This window comes from Acidocella aluminiidurans, from assembly GCF_055383125.1.
This window is the reverse complement of sequence record NZ_AP031589.1, coordinates 2,165,638-2,191,122: the sequence shown is the minus strand read 5'-3', so window position 1 is coordinate 2,191,122 and position 25,485 is coordinate 2,165,638. Positions and strand designations below refer to the sequence as shown.

Below are 25,485 nucleotides of genomic sequence, written 5' to 3'. Positions count from 1 at the left end.
ACTAGCCGGGCTGCCAGCCGTAATTCTTGGCCAGGAAGGCCAGAAGCTGCGGCTGCTCGGCCGGGACGATGGCCAGCGCGGTGAGCGCGTTGGCCAGCACGGTGGCGGGCTGCAAGGAGATGGAGCTGGCCTGGGCGGCGGCGGCCACCGCCTCGCTGCCGGCGGCCTCCATGGCCGCACTACGCCAGATGGAGACCGCGCCTGGGTCGGTCAGACGCGGCAGCACCATCAGGAAATCCAGCCGCGCGGCGGCGGCGGCGGCCTCATAGGCGGTGGCGAGCAGCGGGCTGACCGCAGGGCCCAGCGTGCCGGGCAAAGCGAGGCCGGGGAAGAGCGGGTCCGGCCCCACGCTGCCGCCCGGGCCGGGGGCGCCGATGCAAAAAGCCGGCACCGCGCCGGAGGCGGTGAGCGGGGTGATATCCTCCGGCACGCCTTCGCCGCAGATGAACACCGCATCCACCGTGCCGGCGATGAAGGCGCGGGTTTTCTCTTCATTGGTGTGCAGGCCGAAGACCGGAACGGTGGGCACGCCCAGCCGGGCCAGCGCGAGCAAAGCGGCCAGATCATCGCTTTGCGTCTGGGCGGCGCCGAGGCGCAGCGGGCTGTGTTGGCGCAGCGTCTCCAGGCTCGGCACGCTGCCTTTCGGGGCGCGCAGCATCAGCACGCCGGAATTGAAGCCGGCGAGCAGCGGGGTCCATTGCGTCGGGTTGAAATGCACCCGCGAATCGCCGGTGAGGAAGGCGATCAAAGCGGCGCCGGGCAGGATGGCGGCGCTGCGGCCATCGGGCACCATCAGCGCATCCAGCCGGTTGGCGCCGGTCACGCCATCCAGCCCGCCCACCGGCTCGGCGACGATGTTCGGGCTGCCGGGGAAATGGTCGGCGATGGCGAGCGCGAAGGCGCTGCCCCAGCGGCTGGTGGCGCCGCCATTCGGGCCGGCCACCAGCAGATTCATCGGGCCGAGCGCGGCCTGCGCCATCGCCTGGGCGCGGGCGGCACCTGGCAGCAACGCGGAAGCGGCCAGGGCACCGAGCAGTTGCCGGCGTTTCATCTGGTTTGGACTCCGGTTTCCTCGAAGTCCGGGAGATTACGCGCGCCGCTCATTTCGTCAATCGTCGTACTGGACCAGTGTTTCCACCGGCACATCCAGCCTGGCGCGGCCATTCAGGAAGGAGAGCTCGATCACCGCCGCGGCGGCGACGACCTCCGCGCCCACCTTGCGCAGCAGCTCGATCCCGGCCGCCATAGTGCCGCCGGTGGCCAGCAGATCGTCGACGACGACGACGCGCGCCCCCGGCTCAACCGCATCCGCCTGAATCTCGACGCGGTCAGTGCCGTATTCGAGCGCGTAATCCAGCCCGACGGTGGCGCCGGGCAGCTTGCCGGGCTTGCGGATCATCACAAAGCCGCAGCCGAGCTTGAGCGCCAGCGGTGCTGCGAGCAGAAAGCCGCGGCTCTCGACCCCGGCCAGCACGGTCGGGTGATAGGCGCGCACGCGGTTGGCGAGACGGCCCATGGCCACCTGCCAGGCATCGGCATCGCGCAGCAGCGTCGAGATGTCGTAGAAGAGAATGCCCGGCTTGGGGAAATCCGGGATGCCGCGAATGTGATCTTTGAGGTCCATGATGGGGTTCCTATAAACGACCCTTGCCCTGCGGCAAATTTTTGGCGCGATTATGCCAGGATGCGGCAGCTTCATCGTCCGCCGCCCGGGCTTCCACCCAGGCGGTCTCGCCGTTCAGCCGCTCCTCGGCCTTCCAGAAGGGGGCGCCGGTTTTCAAGCAGTCGATCAGAAAGGCGGTGGAGTCCAGCGCTGCCGCGCGATGCGCACTGGCGGTGGCGACGAAGACGATGTTTTCGCCCACTTCCAGCCGGCCGATGCGGTGAATGACGATGCCGCCGGCGAGATCCCAGCGCGCGCGGGCCTCGTCCAGCAGGCGGGTCAGCGCGGCTTGCGTCATGCCGGGATAATGTTCGAGCCGCAACGCCGCGAGATCGCCGGTGGCGTTCTGGCGGACCAGCCCGGTGAAGCTGGCGATGCCGCCGATGGCGTCGCCGCCCAGTTGCGCCAGCAGGGCGCCGCTGTTGAAATCCGCCTCCTGGACGCTGACGAGGAACATCCGCTCAGCCGCCGGTCATCGGCGGGAAGAAGGCGATTTCGCTGGCACCCTCCAGCGTCGCGTCGAGGGGCTGGAATTCCTGGTCGATGGCGCAGCGGATCCGCGCCTCCTCGATGAAGGCGGCTTCATAGCCGGGGCCGCGTGTGCGCAGCCACGCGATCAGCCCGGCCGGGGTGGTGATGCCTTGGGGCAGCTCCAGCTCTTCGGCGCTTTTGCCGATGCGCTCGCGCAGCCAGGCGAAATACAGCACCCGCATGGCGCTAGCGCGCATCGCCAGGGGCGGCGGGGGGGATCATCGGCTGGCCGCCCTGCTGGTCGTAAAGCGGGCCGCCGGCGGTGACGCCTTCGGCGCCATTCACCTGCGGCCCCTGGCCGGGCGGGTAGGGCGAGGGCAGCGAGGGCATGAAAGCCTGGCCCAGCGGCCGGTTGGAATTGGCTTCCACCTCGCTGAGTGTGGGCATCTGCTTCACCGGGCCTGGCCAGACATCGCCGGCCTGGGTGGCCAGCGGGGTGATGGCGGGATGTTTGCCGACGGCGCGCGCGCCGGTCTCGCTCACCACCGGCGGCGCGTTCGGGTTGCCGAAGGGCCAGGAGGCGTGCTCCAGAAAGGTGCCGCCGCCCGCGCAGCCGGTGAGGCAAAACGCCGCCATCAGGGCAAGGGGGGTGCGCAAAGACGATGCTCCTTCAGCGTTGGCTTGTCCGGTTTAGACCAAGCGCTCCGATCAGGAAATCCGCGATCAGCGCCGGTTTGTCCAGGGGCAGCACCGGCACCGGGCAATCCGGCAGGGCCGCATCGCTGGCGACGGCCAGCAGATGCGTATCCGGCCAGGGGGCGGGCTTGCCCAAAGCCGGGCGGTAGACCGCCAGGCGCGGCAGAGGCTCGGCCTTGAAGCCTTCGATCAGCACCAGATCGACCGGGTTCAGCCGTGCCAGCAGGTCTTCCAACGTTGCCGGGGTGCGCGAAAACAGGGCGAAACCGGCTTCGGTGGTGAGGATGACCTCCCGCGCCCCGGCCTGCGCATGCACGAAACTATCCTTGCCCGGCTTGTCCAGCGTGACATTATGGTGGGCGTGCTTGACGCTGGAGACGCTCAGCCCCTGGGCCGTGAAGCAGGGGATCAGCCCCGCGATCAGCGTGGTTTTGCCGGACCCGGACCAGCCGGAGACGCAGAGAACGTCCAAACCCTGTCAGGCGCGCGGGGCGCTGGCATGGCGCAGCCCGGCGGTGAGATAGTCCCAGCCGGTGATCAGCGTCAGCGCCGCCGCCAGCCAGAGCAGCACGAAGCCGAGGGCGCTGATCGGCAGCGCGCCCAGCCCGATGAAATGCGCCCCGCTATCGCCCAGCAGCAGCAGGCCAAGGGCGACCATCTGCACGCCGGTCTTCCATTTCGCCAGCTTGGTCACCGGCAGGCCGATGCGAATTTCCGCCAAATATTCACGAAGCCCGGAGACCAGGATCTCGCGCAGCATGATCACGATGGCCGGATAGATGCCAAAGCCGGGCATATGCTTGAAGCCGACCAGGCACATCAGCGTCGCGCCGATCAGCAGCTTATCGGCGATCGGGTCCAGCATGCGGCCGAAATTCGAGAGCTGGGCCAGCTCGCGGGCCAGCTTGCCGTCCAGATAATCGGTGATCCCGGCGAGGGTGAAGAGCAGGGCCGCGCAGAAATCCGCCCAAGGCGCGCCGATCGCCTCCAGCAGCACCAGCAGCGGGATCGCGAAAATACGCGACATTGTGAGCATATTGGGCAGATCGGTCAGCATTGTCGCGCACCCTAGAGCAACATTCGGTCGAACGTAATCGTTTGATCGGATAAAGTTGCTCGTTCAAACAAAAAGCTGGAGCCTCGTTCGGGGCCCAATGTGAACGAGGCTTCAGAGCCTGATCGGTTCAACTTGAATCGCGAAGCGATCAAGCTGAACCGATAGCGCTCTAGCGGGGTTTTCGCGCCAGTGAAATGGCCCTGGAATTGACCAGGGCGCATTCCAGTCGATATGTTCAAATGAACATATCGCTTCGGAGTCTCACATGTCCGTTTCACGCCGCCTGCTGTTGGCCGCCCCTCTGGCCCTGGCCGCCGCCCAACGCGCCTTTGCCGCGCAGGCCATCGCCGTCGCCTTTGCCGGGTCCATGGGCAAGCTGATGGATCAGGGGCTGAACCCCGCCTTCACCGCGGCCTCGGGCGTGGATGTGCATGGCATCGGCCAGGGCGCGGTGGCGCTGGCGCATCTGATCACCGGCGGGGCGATGAAGCCGGACGTGTTCGTGCCGGTGTCCGCCGGGCCGGCGAAGATTGTGCGTGAGGCCGGCCTGGCGGAGACAGCGGTGCCGGTGGCCAGCACCTCGATGGTTCTGGCCTATTCCCCGGCTTCGAAATTCGCCGGCCAGTTCGCCGCCGCCAAGGGCGATGGCTGGACCAAGATTTTCCTGAACCCGGATTTTCATCTCGGCCGCACCGACCCGACAGCCGACCCGCAGGGCCAGTATGTGCTGTTCGCGCTGCAACTGGCCGAGGCTTATTACAAGCTGCCGGGCTTTGCGCAGAAAGTCGCGGGGCCGATGCTCAACCCGGCGCAGATTTTCGCCGAGCCCTCGCTGCTGGCGCGGCTTGAGGCTGGTCAGATCGACGCGACTCTGGGCTATAAGAGTGCCGTGGTCTCTCAGAAACTGCCCTTCATCGAGCTGCCGGACGCGATCAACCTGTCCAACCCGGCGCTGGCCAAGAGCGTCTATGACAAGGCGCGCCTGACGCTGAAGGAGAAGAGCGGTCAGAGCAAGACCATCCATCCCAGCCCGTTGGTGTTCTATGCGATGGCGCTGAAGGAAGCGGCGAACCCGAAGGCGGCGGCGGATTATGTGAAATTCCTGGCCGGGCCGGATGGGCAGGCGATCTTCAAGCGCTATGGCTATGGCCCGGGCAAGGGAGCGTCCATCTGAAACGCCTACGCGCCGGGTTTCTGCTCTTCATCCTGGCGTTTTTGCTGGCGCCGCTGAGCGCGCTCATCGGCCATGATGCGTTCTGGCGGGATGTCGCGCTCAGCGCCCAGGATTGGGCCTCCATCGCCACCTCGCTGCTCGGCGGCGCAATGGCGCTTTGCATCATCGTGCTGACCGGCACGCCGCTGGCCTTTTATCTGGCCCGCGCCCATGGCCGGCTGGCGCTGCTGGCCGAGGCGGCGGTACTGATGCCGATGCTGATGCCGACCTTGGCGCTGGGCATATTGCTCGCTGTCACCTACGGGCCGGCGGCTCCGCTGGGCCGGGCTTTCGCCGCCATCGGCATCACCCTCACCAACACCCCCGCCGCCTTCCTGCTCGCCACCATCTACGCCGCATTGCCGACCTATGTGATCGCGGCGCGCGGTGCCATCGCCCAGGTGCCGGATGAATATGAGGGGCTGGCGCGCACGCTGGGGGACGGGCTGTGGACGGCACGGCTGCGGGTGACCTTGCCGATGGCGCGCAAGGGGCTGGCTGCGGCGCTCTCTTTGGCCTGGGTGCGGGCATTGGGGGAATTCGGCATCATCCTGATCGTCGCTTATTATCCGGCCGGGATGCCGGTGCAGCTCTGGACGGATGTGCAGGATTTAGGGCTGCAGGCGGTGTTTCCGCTGGTGGCGATGTTCCTGCTGGCCACCCTGCCGGTACCGCTCTGGCTCTCGCTGCGGGCGCGGGCGTGATCGCGATCGATCTGCGGCTGCGCGCCCCGGTGGCGCTGCATGCGGCCTTTCCGGTGCAGGGCTTTACCGCGCTGCTGGGGCGCTCCGGCGCGGGCAAGAGCTCGCTGCTGCGGGCCTTGGCCGGGCTGCTGCCGTCTGAGGGCGCGCCCTGGGCCGGGCTGGCGCCGGAGCGCCGGCCGGTGGGGTATCTGCCGCAGGAGACGCTGTTGTTCCCGCATCTGAGCGTGTTGGAAAACACCGCCTATGCGCTGAGAGGGCGCGGGCGGCTGGAGGAGGCGCGGCGTCTGCTGGCGGCGCTGGGGCTGGAGGCGCTGGCCCAGCGCCGGCCGGCGCAGCTCTCCGGCGGCCAGGCCAAGCGGGTGGCGCTGGCGCGGGCTTTGGCGCACCGCCCGGATCTGCTGCTGCTGGACGAGCCCTCCGCCGGGCTGGACCGGCAGACGCGCGATGAGACGCTGGGCTGGTTGAAGCAGACCGCCGCTGCCTGGGGCATTCCGGTGCTGGCGGCGACGCATGATTACGACATCGCGGCGCAGGCGGACGCGCTGGCGCTGCTGGCGGGCGGGCGGATCATCCAGCACGGGCCGACGGTTGAACTGTTCGCCGCCCCGGTGAGCCCGGAGGCGGCGGCGCTGCTGGGGGTTTAGAGCAATATGTGTCTAGGTTGACGCGCCAGAGTCAAAATAAACACATGAAATTGCTCGCCAAAACGAATGCCAGAGCGTTCAGCTAAAAGCTGAAGGCTCTAGGCGGCCTTGGTCAGCCGCTTGATGAAGGCGGAGAGGTGATGCCGGCGCATCTCAGCTTTGGCTTTGGTGCTGGTGGTCATGTAGTTCATCTGCACGACATAGCGCTGGCCGATGAATTGCTTATGGCCGTGCCAGGTGGTCGGGCCGTTGGGGAAGACCAGCAGCGTGCCCTCCACCGGCGGCACTTCCTTGGCGTAGTTTTCCAGGTTCTCGCCATCGCGCAGCAGCCGCAAACAGCCTTGGTGGCGGGCCCAGGCCTCGCCCGAGGCGGGGTTGAGGTAAAGCAGGATGGTGACGCGCTTGGCCGAGCTGTCGGTATGGATGCGCCCGTCCTGCTCGCCGGAATTGCCGCGCAAGGTCGTCATCAGCGGCGCGTCCGCCAAGTCCAGCCCGAATTTCTCCGCCACGATGGCGCGGAATTGCGGGCCTTCCAGCGCCGCGATGGCGGCCTTCGCCGCCGGGCCCAGCTTCAGCGCGCCGATGGGAAAGCTGCCGCGCGCCTTCATCGTCGGCAGATCCGCGACCACGGCGGGCAGCGCCTCTGGCTTGATGAAGCGTTCCAGCAGAATATGGGGGAACGGGTCCGCCGAGACCGGGGTCGCGCTCAAGGCGCTGAAATCCGCGACTTCCATGGCTATTTCCATTAACATTTCGTGTGGGGCAATGCGCTTTTAGGTAGGCGCTTCCCGCCCCCCGTGCAAGGCGCCATGCGCGCATGCGGGTTGCTGCGCCGCATCAACAGGCGCAATGTGCGCTCCCGTATGTCCAAGTTAACACAAGCCGAGCCGGGCGTGATGGCGGCGTATCGCGCCCGAATCGCCGCCGGGCTGTTGAAGCATGATGCCGCGCAGGCGGTGGCGGCGGAGCAGCTGCAGGGCCTCTGGGCCAAATTGCGCGGCTATGACCCCAACCCGAAACAGCCGCCGAATGGCTGGTTCTCCCGCATGTTGCGGCGCAAGCCGGTGGATGAGGTGCAGGACCATCCGAACGGGCTTTATATTGTCGGCGAGGTCGGGCGGGGCAAATCCATGCTGATGGATCTGTTCTTCGAGGCGGCACAGGTGCCGCGCAAGAAGCGCATCCATTTCCATGACTTCATGCAGCAGGCGCATAAAAGCTTCCATAAGATCAAGCGCGAGCACCCGGAGGTGGACGATCCGGTGCCGGCTTTGGCGGATCTCATCGCCGGCGAGGCGGCCTTGCTCTGTTTCGACGAATTCCAGGTGCATGACATCGTCGATGCGATGATCCTGGGCCGGCTGTTCGAGGCTTTGTTTGCCCGTCAGGTGGTTGTGGTGGCCACCTCCAACACGCTGCCGGACGATCTCTATAAAGGTAAACCGGGGCGCGACGCGTTCCTGCCCTTCATCGAGCTGCTGAAGAAGCGCCTGGATGTGCTGGTGCTCGATTCCGCCCAGGATTACCGGCGCGGGCGCGAGCATGGGCTGAAGGCCTGGGTGGTGCCGGCCGATAGCCGGGCCGATGCCGCGATCGACCGGGTGTTCGCGCATCTCACCGAGGGCCAGCCCGCCAGGTCCGAGACGCTGGTGATCCAGAGCCGCCGCCTGGAGGTGCCGCTGGCGGCGAACGGCGTGGCGCGGTTCGATTTCGAGGCGCTGTGCAAGGCGGCGCTGGGGGCGGGCGATTACCTCGCCATCGCCACCCACTACCATACCGTGCTGATCGACGGGATTCCCCGGCTTTCGCCCGATAATTTCGACGAGGCCAGGCGCTTCGTTACCCTCATCGACGCGCTCTATGAGCATCGCTGCAAGCTCTACGCTTCGGCGGCCGCCTATCCGGACGATCTCTACCGGTCCGGCGAGGGCGCTTCGATCTTCGAGCGAACCGCCTCGCGGCTCGAGGAGATGCAGAGCGAAACCTATCTCGCTCTGCCGCACCTGACATGAGCTGGGCATTGCGCAAGGCCATCGGCACGAATGTGCATCAAAACGGCATGAAATTTCTGCCGAAGGCCTTTCGCGATGCACAATGCTGCTTGCCAGGGCGGGGGATGTGGGCTAGCACCCCCCCGCGGACGCCCCCTTTGTAACCTTTTAAGACAGGTAGGCTGAACTCCACATGAACATACATGAATATCAGGGCAAGGAACTGCTGAAGGCCTATGGCGTCGCGGTTCTGGACGGCTATGTGGCCTGGACGCCCGAGGAAGCGGTGGATGCCGCCAAGAAACTCCCCGGCCCCATTTACGTCGTGAAGTCGCAGATCCATGCTGGTGGCCGCGGTGCCGGCAAGTTCAAGGACGACCCGAACGGCAAGGGCGGTGTCCGCCTGGCCAAGAGCCTGGATGAGGTCCGTGAGGCCGCCGCGGCGATGATCGGCAACACGCTGATCACCAAGCAGACCGGCCCGGCCGGCCGTCTGGTCCGCCGCGTCTATGTGGAATCCGGCTGCGACATCAAGCGCGAGCTGTATCTCTCCCTGCTGATCGACCGTTCGGTCTCCGAAGTGGTGATCATGGCCTCCACCGAGGGCGGCATGGAGATTGAGGAAGTCGCCGAGCATCACCCGGAGAAGATCCTGCGCGCGCCGATCGACCCGGCCTCCGGCATTTCCGGCTTCCATGCCCGCAAGCTGGCTTTCGGCCTCGGCCTTGAGGGCAAGCAGGTCGGCACCTTCGCCAAATTCGTCACCGCCATGTACAACGCCTTCGTGGCGCTGGACATCGCGATCATCGAGATCAACCCGCTGGTCGTCACCGGTTCCGGCGAGATCTACGCGCTCGACGCGAAAGTGACCTTCGACGACAACTCCCTCTACCGCCATCCCGAGATCGAGGCGCTGCGCGACGAGGGTGAGGAAGACCCGAAGGAGCTGGAAGCCAACAAATACTCGCTCTCTTATGTGGCGCTCGATGGCTCCATCGGCTGCATGGTGAACGGTGCGGGCCTGGCCATGGCGACCATGGACATCATCAAGCTCTACGGCGCCGAGCCGGCGAACTTCCTGGATGTCGGCGGTGGTGCCACCAAGGAGCGCGTGACCGCGGCCTTCAAGATCATCCTGTCCGACCCGAACGTGGAAGGCATCCTGGTCAACATCTTCGGTGGCATCATGCGCTGCGACGTGATCGCCGAAGGCGTGATTGCCGCCGCCCGCGAGGTTTCGCTCTCCGTGCCGCTGGTGGTGCGCCTGGAAGGCACCAATGTGCAGCTCGGCAAGGACATCATGGCCAAGTCCGGCCTGCCGATCATCCCCGCCGACAATCTGGCCGATGCGGCCGAGAAAATCGTCAAAGCCGTGAAGGAAGCCGCGTAATGGCCGTTCTCGTCAATAAAAACACCAAGGTCATCACCCAGGGCTTCACCGGCGCCCAGGGCACCTTCCACTCCGAGCAGGCTTTGGCCTATGGCACCAAGGTTGTCGGCGGCGTGACCCCCGGCAAGGGCGGCCAGACCCATCTCGACCTGCCGGTGTTCAACACCGTGGAAGAGGCCGTGGCCAAGACCGGCGCCAACGCCTCCGCCATCTATGTGCCGCCGCCGTTCGCGGCCGACTCGATCCTGGAAGCGATCGATGCCGGGGTTGAGCTGATCGTCTGCATCACCGAGGGCATCCCGGTGCTGGACATGGTCAAGGTCAAGCGCGCCCTGTCCGGTTCCAAGTCCCGCCTGGTCGGCCCGAACTGCCCCGGCGTGATCACCCCGGATGAGTGCAAGATCGGCATCATGCCCGGCCATATCCATAAGCGCGGCTCCATCGGCATCGTCTCGCGCTCTGGCACGCTGACCTATGAGGCGGTGGCGCAGACCACGGCGGCCGGGCTTGGCCAGTCCACCTGTGTCGGCATCGGCGGCGACCCGGTGAAGGGCACCGATTTCATCGAGGTGCTGGACATGTTCCTGCATGATGATGAGACCCAGGCGATCATCATGATCGGCGAGATCGGCGGCCCCTCCGAGATCGACGGCGCGGAATTCCTCGCCAAGCACAAGATCAAGAAGCCGGTTGTCGGCTTCATCGCCGGCGCCACCGCCCCTCCGGGCCGCCGCATGGGCCATGCCGGTGCCGTGATCTCCGGCGGCAAGGACACCGCCCAGGCGAAGATCGCTGCCATGAAGGAAGCGGGTATCTTCGTCGCGGACAGCCCGGCCTCGCTGGGCAGCACGATGCTGAAGGCCCTGAAGGCCTGATTTCATTGCCCCATGGCGGTCACGCCATGGGGTTTTTTTCATCCCCGTGCCGGGATGGGGGCAACATCGCGGCAACCATGCGGATTTGGCAACCCAGCCCCATGGTTCCGGGTAACGGCACAATAACGCCAGTGCCTTATACGCCCGGCGAGGATAGTGCTGCAGAGATTGCCTCCGGCGGTGAAGCGAGAAACAGGCCGCGGCTGGATGCGTATTAGGAGAGGATAGGTTTATGGCCGGTGTGGACGTGATTGCGACCGCGATGAATGGCGCCAATGCCCAGTTCATCGCGCAGCTTTATGCGAAATGGGTGGAAGCCCCCAATTCTGTCGATCCCGATTTCGCGGCCTTGTTCGCCGCGCTGGACGACGACACCAAAGCCATCCTCACCGACGCATCCGGCGCCTCCTGGGCGCCGCGCCCCTGCGTGTTCGAGACGGTGAGCGCGGAAGCCGCGCCGAAGACCAACAAGGCCCCCACCGGCAACCCGGCCGAGACCCGCGCCGCGACGCTGGATTCCATCCGCGCCCTGATGCTGATCCGCGCCTATCGCGTGCGCGGGCATCTGGAATCCAAGCTCGACCCGCTGGGGCTGAAGCCGAAAGCCTATCATTCCGAGCTCGACCCCGCCTCTTACGGTTTCACCGAAGCCGCCGATTTCGAGCGCCCGATCTTCCTCGACGGCGTGCTCGGCTTCGAGACGGCGACGCTGAAAGAGGTGATGGCGGCGCTGCGCGCCAGCTATTGCGGCGAGATCGGCGTGGAATTCATGCATATTCAGGACCCGGCCCAGAAGAGCTGGATCCAGCGCAAGATCGAAGGCGCGCCCTGGCTCTCCGCCTATGACAAGAAGGGCAAGGCGAAGATCCTGAAGCAGCTGACGGAAGCCGATTCCTTCGAGACCTTCTGCCAGAAGCGCTTCGTCGGCACCAAGCGCTTCGGGCTTGAGGGCGGTGAGAGCACCATCCCGGCGCTGCACGCGATCATCGAGGCCGCCGCCGGCAAGGGGGTGCGCGAGATCGCCATCGGCATGCCGCATCGCGGCCGCCTCAACACGTTGGTCAATATCGTCAAGAAGCCGCTGGTGGCGTTGTTCTCCGAGTTCGGCGGCAACTCCTTCAAGCCGGACGATGTGCAGGGCTCCGGCGACGTGAAATACCATCTCGGCACCTCGACCGACGTGGTGATCAACGGCAACCAGGTGCATCTGTCCCTGCAGCCGAACCCCTCGCATCTGGAAGCGGTGGACCCGGTGGTGGTCGGCAAGATCCGCGCGCGCATGGACATGATGGGCGACACCAGCCGCAAATCCGCGATGGCGATCCAGATGCATGGCGATGCCGCCTTCGCCGGCCAGGGGCTGGTGTATGAGACCCTGGCGATGAGCCAGCTGATCGGCTACCGCACCGGCGGCTCGGTGCATCTGGTGGTCAATAACCAGATCGGCTTCACCACCGTCCCGGCGCATGCCTTCTCCGGCATGTATTGCACCGACGTCGCCAAATCCGTGCAGGCGCCGATCCTGCATGTGAATGGCGACAACCCGGAAGCCGTGGTCTATGCCGCGCAGATCGCCGCCGAGTTCCGCTGCGAGTTCGCCACCGACGTGGTGATCGACCTGGTCTGCTATCGCCGCCATGGTCATAACGAGAATGACGAGCCGGCCTTCACCCAGCCGATCATGTACAAGGCGATCAAGGCGCTGAAGACCACCCGCGCTCTGTATGCCGAGCGTCTGGCCAAGGAAGGCTCGGTCTCCGAGGCCGAGGCCAAGGCGATCATGGATGAGTATGGCCAGGAGCTGGAAGCCGCCTTCGAGGGGGCCAAGGATTACAAGGTCAACAAGGCGGATTGGCTGGAGGGCCATTGGGCCGGGCTGAAACAGGCCGGTGACGATGCCGAGCAGCAGGATGGCGTGACCGCCGCGCCGCTGGCGCAACTGCAGCAGGTGGGCAAGGCGCTCTACACCCCGCCGCAGAATTTCGAGCTGAACCCGAAGATCGCGCGTCAGCTCGACGCCAAGAAGCAGATGTTCGAGAGCGGCGAAGGGCTGGACTGGGCGACCGGCGAGGCTTTGGCCTTCGGCACGCTGCAGCTGGATGGGCACCGTGTGCGCCTCTCCGGTGAGGATGTGCAGCGCGGCACCTTCTCCCAGCGCCATGCGGTGCTGGTCGATCAGGTCAACCAGAATGAATATGTGCCGCTGAACAACATCGCCGAGGGCCAGGCGCGCATCGAGATCTTCAACTCGCTGCTCTCCGAGGTCGGCGTGCTGGGCTTCGAATATGGCTACACCGTCGCCGACCCCTCGACCCTGGTGCTCTGGGAAGCGCAGTTCGGCGATTTCGCCAATGGCGCGCAGGTGATCATCGACCAGTTCATCGCCGCCGGTGAGACCAAGTGGCTGCGCATGTCCGGGCTGGTGATGCTGCTCCCGCACGGCCAGGAAGGCCAGGGGCCGGAGCATTCCTCCGCCCGTCTGGAGCGCTATCTGCAGCTTTGCGCCGAGAACAACATCATCGTCGGCAATATCTCGACCCCGGCGAACTACTACCATGCGCTGCGCCGCCAGATGAAGCGCAACTACCGCAAGCCGCTGATTCTGATGACGCCGAAATCCCTGCTGCGCCACAAGCTCTGCGTCTCGCCGCTGGCGGATTTCGCCGAGGGCACGGGCTTCAAGTTCGTGCTGCCGGAGACCGACGAGCTGGTGGCGCCCGAGCAGGTGAAGCGCGTCGTGCTGTGCTCCGGCAAGGTCTATTACGATTTGCTGGCCGAGCGCCGCGAGCGTGGGATCAAGGATGTCGCCATCGTCCGGCTGGAGCAGTTCTATCCGTTCCCGGCCAAGGCGCTGAAAGCGGCGATCGAGGGGTACAAGAACGCCGAAGTGGTGTGGTGCCAGGAAGAGCCGGAGAATAACGGCGCTTGGTTCTTCGTGGATCGCCGGATCGAGACGGTGCTGGAATGCCTGGGCAATGCCGCCCGGCGCCCGCGCTATGTCGGCCGCCGCGCCATGGCCTCCCCGGCCGCTGGTCTGGCCAAGGCCTTCGCCGCCGAGCAGGCCGCCCTGGTCAATGAGGCGCTGAGCGTTTAGAGCAAGAGGCGCCTGCCCTGGCGTAACCCGCCGGGGCAGGCGCATGAATTTGCTCGTTCCATAAAAATTGGATCAGCCTGAATGATCCAATCCCCGTTTACGACAAAAGAGAGCAGGAGTTTCCATGTCGGCCGAGATCAAGGTTCCCACGCTGGGCGAAAGTGTTGCCACAGCCACCATCGCCCGCTGGATCAAGAAGGTTGGCGAGGCCGTTGCCGCGGACGAGCCCATTGTTGAGCTGGAGACGGACAAGGTTACCGTTGAGGTGAACGCCCCGGAAGCCGGTGTGATCGCCGAGATCGCCGCTGAGGAGGGGGCCGAGGTTGCCCCGGGCGACGTGCTGGGCATGATCGACGCCAAGGGCTCCGCCGCCCCGGCGCCGAAGAAGGAGCCGGCCGAGGCCGCCGCACCCAAGACCGGCGTCAGCCCGCAGCAGGAAGCCCCTGGCCCGGTGGCCCGCCCCGGCGTGGGCGCGCTGCCCGCCGCCGCCAAGCTGGCCGCCGAGAAGGGCGTGAACACCGCCGACGTGACCGGCACCGCCAAGGGCGGCCGCGTTTCCAAGGGCGATGTGCAGGAGTTCCTGAACAAGCCGGCCGCCGCGCCGGCGGCCGCCACGCCGAAGGCGCCGCGCGCCAATGATGTGCGCGAGGAGCGGGTGAAGATGACCCGCCTGCGCAAGACCATCGCCAACCGGCTGAAGGAAGCGCAGAACACCGCCGCCATGCTCACCACCTTCAACGAGGTGGATATGAGCGCGGTGATGGCGCTGCGCTCCTCTTACCGTGAGGTGTTCGAGAAGAAGCATAAGGGCATCCGCCTGGGCTTTAACGGCTTCTTCGTGAAGGCGGTGTGCGCGGCGCTGGCCGAGTTCCCGGCGGTGAATGCCGAAATCGACGGCGACGAGATCGTCTATAAGAACTTCGTCAACATGGGCATCGCCGTCGGTGGCGCCAATGGGCTGGTGGTGCCGGTGATCCGCGATGCGGAGACCAAGAGCATCTCCGAGATCGAAGCGGAGATCGCCGGTTTCGCCAAGAGTGCGAAGGAAGGCACGCTGAAGCTGGACCAGCTTTCCGGCGGGTCCTTCTCGATCACCAATGGCGGCGTGTATGGCTCGCTGATGAGCACCCCGATCATCAACCCGCCGCAATCCGGCATTCTTGGCATGCACAAGATCCAGGATCGTCCGGTTGTGGTCGACGGCAAGATCGAGATCCGCCCGATGATGTATCTGGCGCTGTCCTACGATCACCGGATTGTCGATGGCCGCGAGGCGGTGTCGTTCCTGGTGCGCGTCAAGGAGAGCATCGAAGATCCCCGCCGCCTGCTGCTGGCGATCTAAAAGAAAAGGCCCCGCAAGGGGCCTTTTTTATTTGCAAAAGTTTTTGGGGGTGTGGGGACTTTTTTCAAAAAGTCCCCACGACTTTACCGCGCGGTCTCGCGCATCGGCACTAGATTATCCATGAATCGCTCAGCACAAGCCCGCCACGAAAACCGCTCCGCATAAGGCCGGCAATTCGCTCGGTCGATTTCCAAGGCCTTCAGGCAGGCCTTGCGCAAATCCTCATCAAGCGCGCCGACGGGCACGGGCGCCTCGCCGAGAATATCCTTTGGCCCTGTCACCGGATAGGCGGCAACGGCAAGGCCGGAGGCCAGGGCTTCCAGCACCACCAGCCCGAACGTGTCGGTCTTGGAGGGAAACACGAACACATCCGCCCCGGCATAGGCCTGCGCCAACGCCGCGCCGTGGCGGGCCCCGGCGAAATGCACATCGGGGAATTCCGCTTCCAGCGCCTTGCGCTGCGGGCCGTCTCCCACGATCAGCTTCGAGCCTGGCAGATCCAGCGACAAAAACGCTTTCAGGTTTTTCTCCACCGCCACCCGGCCGACATAGGCGAAGATCGGCCGCGGCAGATCCCACGCCTCACGCGGCGCCGGATGGAACGCCTCCAGATCCACGCCGCGCGACCAGGGGCGGAGATTTTTGAAGCCGCGGCCAGCGAGTTCCTCACGCAGCGACTGTGTCGCCATCATCACGCCGGAGCCGGGTTGGTGGAAATGCCGCAGCCAGCGATAGGTCAGCGCCGAGGGAATGCGGGTGCGCGCTTCCAGATATTCGGCGAAGCGGGTGTGAAAGGCGGTGGTGAAATGCAGCCCGCGCCGTTTCGCGTAAGCCCGCGCCGCCATGCCCAGCGGGCCTTCGGTGGCGACATGCAGCGCATCCGGCTGAAAAGCCTCGATGATCCGCGCCAGCTTGCCGCCCGGGAACAAGGCCAGCTTGATCTCGGGGTAGGAGGGCATCGGCATGGTGCGGAAACGGTCCGGCCCGACGATGTCCACGGTTTTTCCCATCGCCCGCATTTCGGCGGTGATGGTGCGCAGCGTGCGGACCACCCCGTTCACCTGGGGTTCCCAGGCGTCGGAGATGATCATGATTTTGTTCAGGCCCGGATAAGCGAGCCCGGCTTCAGGTGCTGGCTGATACAACATGCGTCGCCGGGGTCTCGCTCTGCGGGGCGGTGAATTCGGCGACAACCGCCTGCAGCGCCGCCGCCGGGGCAACGCTGAGTTTTGGGGCCGGGCGGGCGAGCATGGAGAGCTTGTTGCGCGCCACCCAGTCCACCAGCTCCAGCCGTCCATCGAAATGCTCGACCAGGGCGGTGCAGCTTTCCACCCAGTCGCCATCGTTCAGATACATCACGCCATTCACCTGGCGCATCTCGGCATGGTGGATATGGCCGCACACCACGCCATCGAAGCCACGGGATTTGGCGTCGTCCGCCAGCGCGGTCTCGAACCTGTCGATCGCCTTCACCGCTTCCTTCACCTGCAGCTTCAGCCAAGCGGAGAGCGACCAGTACGGATAGCCGAAGCGGGTGCGGACCATGTTGAAATAGCGGTTGACCACCAGCGCCGTGGTGTAGGCCCAGTCGCCCAGCAAGGCGAGCAGCTTGGCATGGCGGACCACGCTGTCGAAACTGTCGCCATGGGTGATCAGCAGCTTCTTGCCGTCGGCGGTGGTGTGTTCGGCTTCCATCTGCAGCTTCACGCCGCAGATCTCGATATTGAGGCTGATATATTTGCGCAGCATCTCATCGTGATTGCCGGGCACGTAGACCACGTTGGTGCCCGAGCGCGCGGCTTTCAGGATCAGCCGCAGCACCTCGTCATGATGCTTGTCCCAGAACCAGCTGCGCTTGAGCCGCCAGCCATCGATGATGTCACCGACCAGAAACAGGTTTTCGCAACTCGTCTGCTTGAGAAAATCCGCCAGGAACTCCGCCCGGCAGCCGCGCGTGCCCATATGCACGTCGGAGATGAAGACGCTGCGATAGGCCGTCTGCGTCGGACGGATCGGGCTGGATGCGTTCATGGCGGTTGCAATAGTCTGTTGCACGGCGCCGGAGACAGTGAAGTTTCCATGACGGAATCAAAGGATTTTCGAAATCACACTGTCATTTTCATGTCATGCTCCTGACATGGGGGCGTCATCGAACGCCGCTATCACGGAATTTTGCGAAACGATCCCGGAGCGGCGCCTGATGTTGGTTATTTTCAATCCGGTAGCGGGCCGCAGGCGGGCCGCGGCGCTGTGGCGGGTGCTGGATCTGCTCGTTGAGAACGGGGTGAAGATCGAGGTCGCGGAGACCCAGCATGCCGGCCATGCGACGGATCTGGCCCGCCAGGCGGCGCGCGAGGGGGCGTTCATGGTCGTCGCCGCCGGCGGGGATGGCACCATCGCCGAGGTGGCGAACGGGTTGATCGGCACCGATACGGCGCTGGGCATCATTCCGCTCGGCACCGCCAATGTGCTGGCCAAGGAATACGGGCTCTCCACCCATCCGCGCGGCATCGCCAACACGCTCGCCTATAAACGCTGCAAACCGCTCTGGCCGGGTGTGGCGCAGCTGCCGGGGCAGGGGCATGTGTTCGTGCAGATGCTGGGGCTGGGCTTCGATGGCGCGGTGGTGAAGGGGGTGCGGCCGCTGCTCAAGCGCGCCATCGGCAAGGGGGCCTATGTCTGGCAGTCGGTCTGGGAATCCGTGGCCTATGATTTTCCGCCGGTGCAGCTCAGCGTGGATGGGGTGACGCACCAGGCCGCCAGCGTCGTGGTCAGCAAGGGGCGGCTTTATGGCGGGCCGTACCTGCTGGCGCCGCAAGCGCAGCCGGGGCAGCCTGGCTTCCAGGTGGTGCTGTTTGAGAAGCCGGGCACGCTGCCGGCTTTGCTCTCCGGGGCGGCGCTGCCGCTGGGGCTGCTGCCGCGCTGTCCGGGGGTGCGCGTGCTGGCCGGCAGCCATGTGGAATTTTCTGCTCCAAATGGGCGCATTTCCACCCAGGCGGATGGCGATACGCTGCCCGCCCTCCCGCGCGGCGTGGTGAGCGCGCAAGCCCCGATTTCGCTGATTGTGGGTTGAGCCGGGAAGGGCTTGACGGGGCGGGCCGAGGGTCTATGGGAAACCAGCCTTAAGCAAGGAGACACAAGAGATGAAGACCCCCGTGCGCGTTGCCGTCACCGGCGCGGCTGGCCAGATCGGTTATGCCATCCTGTTCCGTATCGCCAATGGCGACCTGCTCGGCAAGGATACGCCGGTCGACCTTAATCTTCTCGATCTGCCGCAGGCGCAGAAGGCGCTGAACGGCGTCATCATGGAGCTGAATGACTGCGCCTTCCCGCTGCTCAACTCCGTCACCCCTTCCGATGACCCGCGCGTGGCCTTCAAGGACGCCGACATCGCCATCCTGATCGGCTCGCGCCCGCGCGGCCCCGGCATGGAGCGCCGCGACCTGCTGGCCGCCAATGCCGAGATCTTCAAGGTGCAGGGCAAGGCGCTGAACGATGTCGCCAAGCGCGACGTGAAGGTGCTGGTGGTCGGCAACCCGGCCAACACCAATGCTTACATCGCCATGAAGTCCGCCCCGGATCTGCCGAAGGAAAACTTCACCGCGATGCTGCGCCTGGACCATAACCGCGCCGTCTCCATGCTGGCCGAGAAGACCGGCACCCCGGTGAAGGACATTGAGAAGGTGGCGGTGTGGGGCAACCATTCGCCGACCATGTTCGCCGATTACCGCAACGCCACCGCTGCCGGTAAGCCGATGCCGGAGGTCGTGAACGACGAGGCCTGGTACAAGGACACCTATCTCTCCGCCGTCGGCAAGCGCGGTGCGGCGATCATCGAGGCGCGTGGCCTCTCCTCCGCCGCCTCCGCCGCCAATGCCGCCATCGACCATGTGCGCGACTGGGTGCTGGGCACCAACGGCAAATGGGTGTCCATGGGCATCCCGTCCGACGGTGATTACGGCGTGCCCGAGGATGTGATGTTCGGCGTGCCCTGCACCTGCGAGGGCGGTAAATATACCCGCGTGAAGGGCATCGCCATGGACGAGTTCGCCAAGGGCCGCATCCAGCACACGCTGAATGAGCTGCTGGAAGAACAGGCCGCGGTGGCCGACCTGCTGAAGTAAGCCGTGAAAGTCTGATTTCGAAAAAGGGCTCTCCCGGCGACGGGAGGGCCTTTTTCTTTGCGCCGGACCCGTTGGCGGCGCGGGGCTTGGTTTGGTAGGGGGGAGATGTGGGATCCTCCTTCAGCCTGATGTTCGGCCTGCCAGGGCATGGGATGCAGCTGCATCTCGATGCGCTCTCCATCCTGTTCGCCTGTATTCTGCTGCCCCAGACGGTGGCGGCGGCGCTGGCGGGGATGCGCGGCTCCGTCGCCTTCTGGGTATTCGTGCTCGGCATGGCGCTGACCCTGGCGGCGGGGGACGGGTTCACCCTGATTTTCGGCTTCGAGCTGATGAGTGCGGCCTCCTGGCTGCTGGTGATGCAGGGCGATGTGAAGCCGGCCACATTTTATGCCGGGGTGGCGATCTTTTCCGGCGCCTGTCTGATCCCGGCGATCTTCTTGCCCGCCTCCTCGCTCGCTTTCGTGCTGGTGGCGCTGGGGGCCGGGGCGAAGGCCGGGCTCGCACCCTTGCATAGCTGGCTGCCGCGCGCCCATCCCGCCCCGCCGGCCGGGGTTTCGGCGCTGATGTCCGGCGGCATGGTGAAAATCGCGCTCTATGTGCTGATCCGCTACGGCTTCGTGGTGCTGGCGCCGGCGCAAGAGCCCTGGTGGGGCACAATGCTGATGGTGGCGGGGGCGGCCTCGGTGCTGATCGGCGCGCTGCGGGCGGTGCTGGAGGTGGAGCTGAAAACCGCCCTGGCCTGTTCGACGGTCGAGCATGTCGGGCTGATCGCGGTCGGGCTGGGCGTCGCGCTGCGGGCGAAGGCGCTGGGCGATGGCGCCTTGACCGGGCTGGGGCTGGAGGCGGCGTTGCTCTGCGCGGTGGCGCATGGGCTGTTCAAGCCGCTTTTGTTCATCGGCGCCGGGGAGGTGAAGCACGCCACCGGCACGCTGTCGCTGAACTGGCTGGGCGGGCTGATGCGCGGCATGCCAAGGCTGGGCGCGCTGATGCTGCTGGGGGCGGCGGGCATGGCGGCGCTGCCGCTGGGGCCGGGCTTCGCGCCGGAGTTTCTGCTGCTGCATGCGGTGATCCAGGCGGCCTCGGGCGGCGGGATTCTGGCGCGGATCGGGTTTTCCGCCTTGCTCGCGGTGCTGGGGCTGGGCGCGGCCCTGGCGCTGGCGGCTGCGGTGCGGATCATCGGCATCGGCTTTCTCGGCCGGCCGCGCAGCCTGCATGCGGCGGCGGCGGAGGATGCAAGGCGTGGCCCCTTCATCGCCATGGCGCTGCTGGGGGCGTTGTGCGTGCCGGTGGCGCTGCTGCCCGGGCTGCTGCTGGGGGTGATGACGCCGGTGATCCGGCTGCTGGCCCCGGAGGCGGATGCGCCGCCGCTGACCTACGCGCCGCTGAGCCTGTTGCTGCTGGCGCTGCTGGCGGCGCTGGCCGCCGGCTTCATCCAGACGCGCTTTGGCGTGCGCGGCCTGCGTGAGGTGCCGGCCTGGCATGGCGGCTTCGGCCGCCCGCCGGCCTGGCTGCCCTTTGGCGACCCGCACACCCAGCCCAGCGGCGCCGGCTTTGCCGAGCCGGTGGCGCGGGTGCTCGGGCGCGGGCTGCTCGGCGCCCAGGGGCAGGACCAGGGGCAGGATCCGGCGGAGCGCTTCCTGCTCGGCCCAGTGCTGCGCGGCCAGCGCCGGGCGGTGCGGCTGGCGGAGCGGGTGCGCCGCGCCACCATCCGGGAGCGTCTGGCCTTTGTGTTCGCGGCTTTGGTGCTGTTCCTGCTGGCGCTGGGCCTGGGGCAGGGGGGCTGATGCTCGGTTTCGCCCTCGCCCTCATCGCCACCTGCCTGCATGTGGCGCTCTGCTTTGCCGTTGCACCCTTGCTGATCGGCTATACCAACAAATTACGCGCCTGGCTGCTCGGGCGGCGCGGGCCGCCTTTGCTGCTGCCCTATTGGCACCTCGCCAAGCTGCTGCGCAAAAGCACGGTTCTGCCGGATACCGCGACCGATCTGTTCACCTTCTGGCCGCTGGGGGCGATGCTGGCCATGGCGGTCAGCGTCATGCTGATCCCTGGCTTCGCCACCGGGCTGCTCACCGGCCCGGCCGCGGATGCGATCACCATTGTCGGGCTGTTCGCCCTGGCCCGGGCCGCGACCATGCTGGGCGGGCTGGAGACCGGGGCCGGATTCGGCGGGGCCGGGGCGGCGCGCGAGGCGCTGTTCGGCATCTTCGCCGAGGGCGCGCTGCTGGTGCTGCTGCTGGCCTTCGCGCTGCTGGCCGGAACCACCAATATCGACGGCATCGCCAATGATTTCCGCGCCGCGCATCTGGGCATCTCGGTCTCGCTCGGCTTCGCGCTGGCGGCGATGTTGGCGGTGGCGCTGACCGAGGCCGGGCGCATCCCCACCGATAACCCCGCCGGCCATCTCGAACTCGCGATGGTGCATGAGGCGATGGCGCTGGATTATTCCGGCCGGCTGCTGGCGCTGCTGGATTATGCCGGGGCGCTGCGGCTGCTGGCCTGGATGAACCTGATCGGCACCATCTTCCTGCCCTTCGGCATGGCCCGCGCCGGGGATATTCTCTCCTGGCCCGGCGGGTTGGCGCTGTGGGCGGTGAAGCTGGCGATGATGGGGGCGGCACTCTGCCTGTTCGAGGTCTCGCGGGCGAAGATGCGGGTGTTCCGGGTGCCGGAATTCCTGGGGGCGGCGCTGCTGCTCGGCATGCTGGCCAGCGTGTTCCTGTTCGTCGCGGCGAGGATCGGCGCATGAGCCTGACCTTCTCACTGGCGCATCTGATGGGCGGGATCATCCTGCTCTGCGGCTTCCTGCAGCTCTCCCAGCGCCGGCTTTCGGCGATGATCACGCTCTATCAGAGCGAGGCGCTGGTGCTGTCCGCCGCCGCGCTCTGGCAGGGCTTCGCCCAGCATGAGCTGGCCCTCTACCTCACCGGGCTGATCACCTTCGCGCTGAAGGGCGTGTTGCTGCCTTGGGGGCTGCGCGAGATCGTGCAGCGTTTCGGCATGATCCGCGCGGTGGAGACGGCGCTGCCGATGGCGGTGTCGATGATCCTCGGCCTGGCCTTGATCGGCATCGCGGTGCTGGTGGTGCTGCCCAGCACCGAGGCCTCGCTCTCCCTCACCCGCGAGGATCTGGCGATCGCGCTTTCGGTGGTGCTGCTCGGGCTGCTGCTGATGATCGTGCGGCGCAATGCGCTGGCGCAGATTATCGGGTTCCTGTCGATGGAAAACGGGCTGGTGCTGGCGGCGATCGGCATGCCGGGGATGCCGTTCGTCGCGGAGTTCTCGGTGGCGCTGCTGGTGCTGCTGGCATTTCTGGTGGTGGGGGTGTTCCTGCTGCGCATCCGCGAGCATTTCGACACGCTGGACCTCTCCGGGCTTGAGGATATTGAAAGGCGCGGCCGATGAGCTTCGCCTGGATCGTCATCGCCTGGCCGTTTCTGGCGGCGCTGGCTTTGGGGCTGGCGGGCGGGCCGCGCGCCGGGGCGATCGGCAATGCTGTCGCCTGCGCGGTATCGTTCGCCTTGTCGCTGGCGCTGTTCGCTTATGGCGGGGACGGGCTGGTGGCGACGGATGCGCTGGCCAGGCTGTTCGGCACGGTCAGCGGCTTTGTCGGCCTCACCGCGTCGCTGGTGAACATCTCCTACGTGATGGGCGATGCGGCGCGGATGCCGGTGCGACGCTGGCGGCTCTATCATGCGCTGTTTCAGATCGTGCTCGGCGCCAGCCTGCTCGGGCTCTATGCGGATAATATCGGCCTGCTCTGGGCGGCGATGGAGGGCGGCACCATCGCGATGACGCTGGGGGTGAGCCTGTATCGCAGCCCCACCGGGCTGGAGGCGGCCTGGAAATATTTCATCCTGGGCGGGGTGGGGATCGGGCTCGCTCTGTTCGGCACCATGCTGGTCTATCTGGCGGCGCAGCCGGCTCTGGGGCCGGGGCTGCGGGCGATGAGCTTTGCCGCCCTCGCCGGGCAGGCGGCGCATATGGATGGGGCGCTGCTGACCCTGGCCTTTCTGTTCATCCTGTTCGGCTATGGCACCAAGGCGGCCCTGGTGCCGCTGCATGGCTGGCTGCCGGATGCCTATGCGGAAGGCCCGGCGCCGCTGACCACCGCCCTTTCCGGCCTGCTGATCAATGTCGCGCTGCTGGCGATCCTGCGCTTCCGGCATCTGATGCAGGCGAATGCGGCGGCCGGGGGCAGCGCCATGCATCCGGGGCCGTTTCTGTTGACGCTGGGTGTGGCCTCCTTGTTTCTGGCGGCGTTCTCGTTTTCGCGGCGGCGCGATGCGCGGCGGTTTTTCGGCTTCTCCTCCATCGAGCAATCCGGGCTGGTGGCGTTTGCCTTCGGGATTGGCGGGCCGGCGGCCTTGTTTGGCGGGTTGCTGCATATGTTGCTGCACAGCCTGTTGAAGCCCGGCCTGTTTCTGGCGCTGATTCGCGCCGCCCAGCTGCGCGGGGCGGCGGCGCCGGGATTTTATGCCTTCTCGCATCTGCGCGGGCTGTTGCATGTGAATAAATATACTGGCTGGCTGCTGGCTTTGTGCATCTTCGCCCTGGCCGGGCTGCCGCCCTCCGGGCTGTTCGCCAGCGAATTCATCATCGTCAGCCAGACCATCCAGATCAATCCCTGGATGTCGCTGCCTTTGGGGCTGGGCATGCTGCTCTGCGCGGTGGCGATATTGCGGCAGATCGGCCCGCTGCTGTTCGCCCCGGCGCCGCGTGAGACTTACCGCAAGGCCGGGTGGGAGGCGCATCTGGTGACGTTGCATCTGCTGCTGGTGGTCGGGCTGGCCTTTCTCACCCCACCGGCCTTGGTGCGGCTGCTGGGGCAGGCGGCGGGGGCGCTGCAATGAGGCTGCTTTCGCCCGAAGCCTGGGTGGCGCATCAAGGGCATTTCATCGCGCTCTGGACCGATGCCGGCCATGCCTATGCATTGTATGAGCCGGGCGAGCTGGTGGCGGTGGCGCTGGTCGAGGGCGCCTATCCGGCGCTGCCGCATCCGGGAGCGGGCTGGTTTCAGCGTCTGGCCAGGGATCTGAACGGGCATAAGGCCGTCGGTTTCACCGATCCTCGTACGGCGGTGGAGCATTTCCGCGAGCCGGACGGGCGCGGCCCCTGGCCGGAGTTTCCGATGCCGGAGATCGAGGGGGTGCATCAGGTCGCGGTCGGGCCGATTCATGCCGGGATCATCGAGCCGGCGCATTTCCGCTTCTCGGTGCTGGGTGAGCAGGTGCTGCGGCTGCAAGGCCGCTTTGGCTATGCGCATAAGGGCACGCTGGGGCTGATGCGCGGCAAATCCCCCCGCCAGGCGGCGCGTTATGCGGCAAGGATTTCGGGCGATGCCACGGTGGCGCATTCCATCGCCTTTGCCCGCGCGGCGGAGGCGGCGTTGGGGATTCAGGCGCCGGAGCGGGCGGTGTATCTGCGCGCGCTGATGGCCGAGATCGAGCGGCTGGCCAATCATGTCAGCGATATCGGCACGATCGCGGCGGATGCCGGCTTCGCCTTTCTGGAGTCCCGCTTCGCCCTGGCGCGGGAGCGCTTCTGCGCTGTCGCCAAGCTCGCCTTCGGGCATCGGCTGATGATGGATGTGGTGGTGCCGGGGGGCGTTGCGGGGGATCTGGCCGAGGGGGCGGGCGGGATGATCGAGGAGATGCTGGACGCGCTGGAGGATGAGCTGCCCAGCCTGACCCGCGTGTTCGAGGATTATGCCAGCCTGCAGGACCGGGTGATGGGGACGGGCATCATCCCGCCGGCGCTGGCCGCCGCTTACAATGCCGGCGGCTTTGTCGGCCGGGCCTCCGGCCAGCATCGGGATGCGCGGATGGAGCCGGGCTATCCGCCTTATGCGGAGCTGGGGCTGAGCGTGCCGCGCGCCCAGGAAGGCGATGTGGCGGCGCGGATCAAGATCCGGCTGCAGGAAATTCCGGAGAGCGTGCGGCTGGTGCGGGTGCTGCTGGAGACGCTGCCGGCGGGGCCGCTGGCCTTCGCGCCGCCGCCAGAGAGCGGCATGGGGCTGGGGGTGGCGGAGAGTTTTCGCGGCCCGGTCTGGCATTGGCTGAAGCTGGATAATGGCCAGATCCAGGAGGCCTTCGTGGCGGATGCCAGCGCCGCGCATTGGCCGCTGCTTGAACATGCCGCGACCACGGCGATTCTGGCGGATTTCCCGCTGATCAATAAATCCGTCAACGCCTCTTATTCAGGCGTTGATTTATAGGCGCAAA

25 protein-coding genes are annotated in these 25,485 nt (G+C 66.3%); 15 read left to right on the top strand and 10 right to left on the bottom strand.

Translation table 11 applies throughout. The annotated features are described in order from the left end of the window. Position 1: 1 nt before the first annotated feature. The 7 genes from ACZ46S_RS10890 to pgsA are packed head-to-tail and all read right to left on the bottom strand — an operon-like array spanning position 2 to position 3,887. Positions 2 to 1,051, bottom strand: a complete 1,050-nt coding sequence (locus ACZ46S_RS10890) for a hypothetical protein (RefSeq protein ID WP_464061743.1) — start codon at positions 1,049 to 1,051, stop codon at positions 2 to 4. 57 nt (positions 1,052 to 1,108) lie between these two features. Beyond that, positions 1,109 to 1,624 carry an adenine phosphoribosyltransferase gene (locus tag ACZ46S_RS10885; RefSeq protein ID WP_295745955.1) on the bottom strand — a complete coding sequence of 172 codons (516 nt, stop codon included), beginning with the start codon at positions 1,622 to 1,624 and terminating at the stop codon, positions 1,109 to 1,111. 10 nt (positions 1,625 to 1,634) lie between these two features. Further along, complete coding sequence (locus tag ACZ46S_RS10880; RefSeq protein ID WP_464061742.1) at positions 1,635 to 2,120, bottom strand: molybdenum cofactor biosynthesis protein MoaE; 486 nt, start codon at positions 2,118 to 2,120, stop codon at positions 1,635 to 1,637. 4 nt (positions 2,121 to 2,124) lie between these two features. After that, positions 2,125 to 2,391: a molybdopterin converting factor subunit 1 gene (gene moaD, locus ACZ46S_RS10875; RefSeq protein ID WP_464061741.1), complete on the bottom strand. Its 267-nt coding sequence runs from the start codon at positions 2,389 to 2,391 to the stop codon at positions 2,125 to 2,127. Then, on the bottom strand, positions 2,381 to 2,791 hold the full coding sequence (locus ACZ46S_RS10870) for a hypothetical protein (protein WP_464061740.1): 411 nt from the start codon (positions 2,789 to 2,791) through the stop codon (positions 2,381 to 2,383). The genes moaD and ACZ46S_RS10870 overlap by 11 nt, the downstream gene beginning before the upstream one ends. 13 nt (positions 2,792 to 2,804) lie before the next feature. Further along, positions 2,805 to 3,302, bottom strand: coding sequence for a molybdopterin-guanine dinucleotide biosynthesis protein B (mobB, locus tag ACZ46S_RS10865; protein WP_464061739.1), 498 nt, complete (start codon positions 3,300 to 3,302; stop codon positions 2,805 to 2,807). 6 nt (positions 3,303 to 3,308) lie between these two features. Then, complete coding sequence (gene pgsA / locus ACZ46S_RS10860; RefSeq protein ID WP_464061738.1) at positions 3,309 to 3,887, bottom strand: CDP-diacylglycerol--glycerol-3-phosphate 3-phosphatidyltransferase; 579 nt, start codon at positions 3,885 to 3,887, stop codon at positions 3,309 to 3,311. A gap of 265 nt (positions 3,888 to 4,152) precedes the next feature. Here pgsA and ACZ46S_RS10855 point away from each other — a divergent pair, with 265 nt between their 5' ends. The 3 genes from ACZ46S_RS10855 to ACZ46S_RS10845 are packed head-to-tail and all read left to right on the top strand — an operon-like array spanning position 4,153 to position 6,448. Beyond that, complete coding sequence (locus ACZ46S_RS10855; protein ID WP_464061737.1) at positions 4,153 to 5,061, top strand: extracellular solute-binding protein; 909 nt, start codon at positions 4,153 to 4,155, stop codon at positions 5,059 to 5,061. A gap of 41 nt (positions 5,062 to 5,102) precedes the next feature. Beyond that, positions 5,103 to 5,804, top strand: coding sequence for a molybdate ABC transporter permease subunit (locus tag ACZ46S_RS10850; RefSeq protein WP_464061736.1), 702 nt, complete (start codon positions 5,103 to 5,105; stop codon positions 5,802 to 5,804). Beyond that, positions 5,801 to 6,448, top strand: a complete 648-nt coding sequence (locus tag ACZ46S_RS10845; protein WP_464061735.1) for an ATP-binding cassette domain-containing protein — start codon at positions 5,801 to 5,803, stop codon at positions 6,446 to 6,448. The genes ACZ46S_RS10850 and ACZ46S_RS10845 overlap by 4 nt, the downstream gene beginning before the upstream one ends. Positions 6,449 to 6,546: 98 nt before the next feature. On the opposite strand, the gene ACZ46S_RS10840 is transcribed toward ACZ46S_RS10845, so the two are convergent. Then, entirely contained in the window at positions 6,547 to 7,182 is a 636-nt protein-coding gene (locus tag ACZ46S_RS10840) for a 2OG-Fe(II) oxygenase (protein WP_464061734.1), read from the bottom strand. A gap of 129 nt (positions 7,183 to 7,311) precedes the next feature. Between ACZ46S_RS10840 and zapE the strand changes: the two genes are divergently transcribed. The 5 genes from zapE to odhB all read left to right on the top strand — a co-directional run bounded on the left by zapE (position 7,312) and on the right by odhB (position 15,140). Beyond that, entirely contained in the window at positions 7,312 to 8,460 is a 1,149-nt protein-coding gene (gene zapE, locus ACZ46S_RS10835) for a cell division protein ZapE (RefSeq protein ID WP_464061733.1), read from the top strand. Positions 8,461 to 8,632: 172 nt separating this feature from the next. Beyond that, positions 8,633 to 9,829 (top strand): ADP-forming succinate--CoA ligase subunit beta, encoded by a 1,197-nt coding sequence (gene sucC, locus ACZ46S_RS10830; RefSeq protein ID WP_234731279.1) that lies wholly within the window; start codon positions 8,633 to 8,635, stop codon positions 9,827 to 9,829. Beyond that, a complete protein-coding gene (gene sucD / locus ACZ46S_RS10825) occupies positions 9,829 to 10,704 on the top strand; it encodes a succinate--CoA ligase subunit alpha (RefSeq protein WP_008495134.1) in 876 nt (291 codons plus the stop codon). The genes sucC and sucD overlap by 1 nt, the downstream gene beginning before the upstream one ends. Before the next feature lie 232 nt (positions 10,705 to 10,936). Continuing rightward, the gene (locus ACZ46S_RS10820) at positions 10,937 to 13,798 is read left to right on the top strand and encodes a 2-oxoglutarate dehydrogenase E1 component (protein WP_464061732.1); all 2,862 of its coding nucleotides are present in this window, start codon (positions 10,937 to 10,939) and stop codon (positions 13,796 to 13,798) included. Between the two features lie 124 nt (positions 13,799 to 13,922). Further along, complete coding sequence (gene odhB / locus ACZ46S_RS10815; protein ID WP_464061731.1) at positions 13,923 to 15,140, top strand: 2-oxoglutarate dehydrogenase complex dihydrolipoyllysine-residue succinyltransferase; 1,218 nt, start codon at positions 13,923 to 13,925, stop codon at positions 15,138 to 15,140. Between the two features lie 83 nt (positions 15,141 to 15,223). Here odhB and ACZ46S_RS10810 read toward each other — a convergent pair whose 3' ends face one another. Then, positions 15,224 to 16,231 carry a glycosyltransferase family 4 protein gene (locus tag ACZ46S_RS10810; protein WP_464061730.1) on the bottom strand — a complete coding sequence of 336 codons (1,008 nt, stop codon included), beginning with the start codon at positions 16,229 to 16,231 and terminating at the stop codon, positions 15,224 to 15,226. A 34-nt stretch (positions 16,232 to 16,265) separates the two neighbouring features. After that, entirely contained in the window at positions 16,266 to 17,171 is a 906-nt protein-coding gene (locus ACZ46S_RS10805) for a UDP-2,3-diacylglucosamine diphosphatase (RefSeq protein ID WP_295743317.1), read from the bottom strand. 169 nt (positions 17,172 to 17,340) lie between these two features. Here ACZ46S_RS10805 and ACZ46S_RS10800 point away from each other — a divergent pair, with 169 nt between their 5' ends. From ACZ46S_RS10800 to ACZ46S_RS10770, 7 genes are all read left to right on the top strand, one after another. Continuing rightward, the gene (locus tag ACZ46S_RS10800) at positions 17,341 to 18,213 is read left to right on the top strand and encodes a diacylglycerol/lipid kinase family protein (RefSeq protein ID WP_464061729.1); all 873 of its coding nucleotides are present in this window, start codon (positions 17,341 to 17,343) and stop codon (positions 18,211 to 18,213) included. 70 nt (positions 18,214 to 18,283) lie between these two features. Next, positions 18,284 to 19,264, top strand: a complete 981-nt coding sequence (locus ACZ46S_RS10795) for a malate dehydrogenase (protein ID WP_464061728.1) — start codon at positions 18,284 to 18,286, stop codon at positions 19,262 to 19,264. A 107-nt stretch (positions 19,265 to 19,371) separates the two neighbouring features. Continuing rightward, on the top strand, positions 19,372 to 21,048 hold the full coding sequence (locus ACZ46S_RS10790; RefSeq protein WP_464061727.1) for a proton-conducting transporter transmembrane domain-containing protein: 1,677 nt from the start codon (positions 19,372 to 19,374) through the stop codon (positions 21,046 to 21,048). Then, positions 21,048 to 22,010, top strand: coding sequence for a respiratory chain complex I subunit 1 family protein (locus tag ACZ46S_RS10785; RefSeq protein ID WP_295743330.1), 963 nt, complete (start codon positions 21,048 to 21,050; stop codon positions 22,008 to 22,010). The genes ACZ46S_RS10790 and ACZ46S_RS10785 overlap by 1 nt, the downstream gene beginning before the upstream one ends. Continuing rightward, on the top strand, positions 22,007 to 22,666 hold the full coding sequence (locus ACZ46S_RS10780) for a hydrogenase-4 component E (protein WP_464061726.1): 660 nt from the start codon (positions 22,007 to 22,009) through the stop codon (positions 22,664 to 22,666). The genes ACZ46S_RS10785 and ACZ46S_RS10780 overlap by 4 nt, the downstream gene beginning before the upstream one ends. Next, complete coding sequence (locus ACZ46S_RS10775) at positions 22,663 to 24,114, top strand: proton-conducting transporter transmembrane domain-containing protein (RefSeq protein WP_464061725.1); 1,452 nt, start codon at positions 22,663 to 22,665, stop codon at positions 24,112 to 24,114. Before ACZ46S_RS10780 ends, ACZ46S_RS10775 begins: the two co-directional genes overlap by 4 nt. Beyond that, positions 24,111 to 25,478, top strand: a complete 1,368-nt coding sequence (locus tag ACZ46S_RS10770) for a hydrogenase large subunit (protein WP_464061724.1) — start codon at positions 24,111 to 24,113, stop codon at positions 25,476 to 25,478. The genes ACZ46S_RS10775 and ACZ46S_RS10770 overlap by 4 nt, the downstream gene beginning before the upstream one ends. Positions 25,479 to 25,485: the final 7 nt, after the last annotated feature.

What these genes read in the sequence shown, in the direction of transcription:
- ACZ46S_RS10810 (WP_464061730.1), bottom strand. Translation starts at nt 16,231, where the DNA reads ATGATCATCTCCGACGCCTGGGAACCCCAGGTGAACGGGGTGGTCCGC.
- ACZ46S_RS10820 (WP_464061732.1), top strand. Translation starts at nt 10,937, where the DNA reads ATGGCCGGTGTGGACGTGATTGCGACCGCGATGAATGGCGCCAATGCC.
- ACZ46S_RS10885 (WP_295745955.1), bottom strand. Translation starts at nt 1,624, where the DNA reads ATGGACCTCAAAGATCACATTCGCGGCATCCCGGATTTCCCCAAGCCG.
- sucC (WP_234731279.1), top strand. Translation starts at nt 8,633, where the DNA reads ATGAACATACATGAATATCAGGGCAAGGAACTGCTGAAGGCCTATGGC.
- moaD (WP_464061741.1), bottom strand. Translation starts at nt 2,391, where the DNA reads ATGCGCGCTAGCGCCATGCGGGTGCTGTATTTCGCCTGGCTGCGCGAG.
- ACZ46S_RS10890 (WP_464061743.1), bottom strand. Translation starts at nt 1,051, where the DNA reads ATGAAACGCCGGCAACTGCTCGGTGCCCTGGCCGCTTCCGCGTTGCTG.
- ACZ46S_RS10805 (WP_295743317.1), bottom strand. Translation starts at nt 17,171, where the DNA reads ATGAACGCATCCAGCCCGATCCGTCCGACGCAGACGGCCTATCGCAGC.
- ACZ46S_RS10770 (WP_464061724.1), top strand. Translation starts at nt 24,111, where the DNA reads ATGAGGCTGCTTTCGCCCGAAGCCTGGGTGGCGCATCAAGGGCATTTC.
- ACZ46S_RS10775 (WP_464061725.1), top strand. Translation starts at nt 22,663, where the DNA reads ATGAGCTTCGCCTGGATCGTCATCGCCTGGCCGTTTCTGGCGGCGCTG.
- sucD (WP_008495134.1), top strand. Translation starts at nt 9,829, where the DNA reads ATGGCCGTTCTCGTCAATAAAAACACCAAGGTCATCACCCAGGGCTTC.
- pgsA (WP_464061738.1), bottom strand. Translation starts at nt 3,887, where the DNA reads ATGCTGACCGATCTGCCCAATATGCTCACAATGTCGCGTATTTTCGCG.
- odhB (WP_464061731.1), top strand. Translation starts at nt 13,923, where the DNA reads ATGTCGGCCGAGATCAAGGTTCCCACGCTGGGCGAAAGTGTTGCCACA.
- ACZ46S_RS10780 (WP_464061726.1), top strand. Translation starts at nt 22,007, where the DNA reads ATGAGCCTGACCTTCTCACTGGCGCATCTGATGGGCGGGATCATCCTG.
- zapE (WP_464061733.1), top strand. Translation starts at nt 7,312, where the DNA reads ATGTCCAAGTTAACACAAGCCGAGCCGGGCGTGATGGCGGCGTATCGC.
- ACZ46S_RS10840 (WP_464061734.1), bottom strand. Translation starts at nt 7,182, where the DNA reads ATGGAAGTCGCGGATTTCAGCGCCTTGAGCGCGACCCCGGTCTCGGCG.
- ACZ46S_RS10855 (WP_464061737.1), top strand. Translation starts at nt 4,153, where the DNA reads ATGTCCGTTTCACGCCGCCTGCTGTTGGCCGCCCCTCTGGCCCTGGCC.
- ACZ46S_RS10880 (WP_464061742.1), bottom strand. Translation starts at nt 2,120, where the DNA reads ATGTTCCTCGTCAGCGTCCAGGAGGCGGATTTCAACAGCGGCGCCCTG.
- ACZ46S_RS10800 (WP_464061729.1), top strand. Translation starts at nt 17,341, where the DNA reads ATGTTGGTTATTTTCAATCCGGTAGCGGGCCGCAGGCGGGCCGCGGCG.
- ACZ46S_RS10785 (WP_295743330.1), top strand. Translation starts at nt 21,048, where the DNA reads ATGCTCGGTTTCGCCCTCGCCCTCATCGCCACCTGCCTGCATGTGGCG.
- ACZ46S_RS10795 (WP_464061728.1), top strand. Translation starts at nt 18,284, where the DNA reads ATGAAGACCCCCGTGCGCGTTGCCGTCACCGGCGCGGCTGGCCAGATC.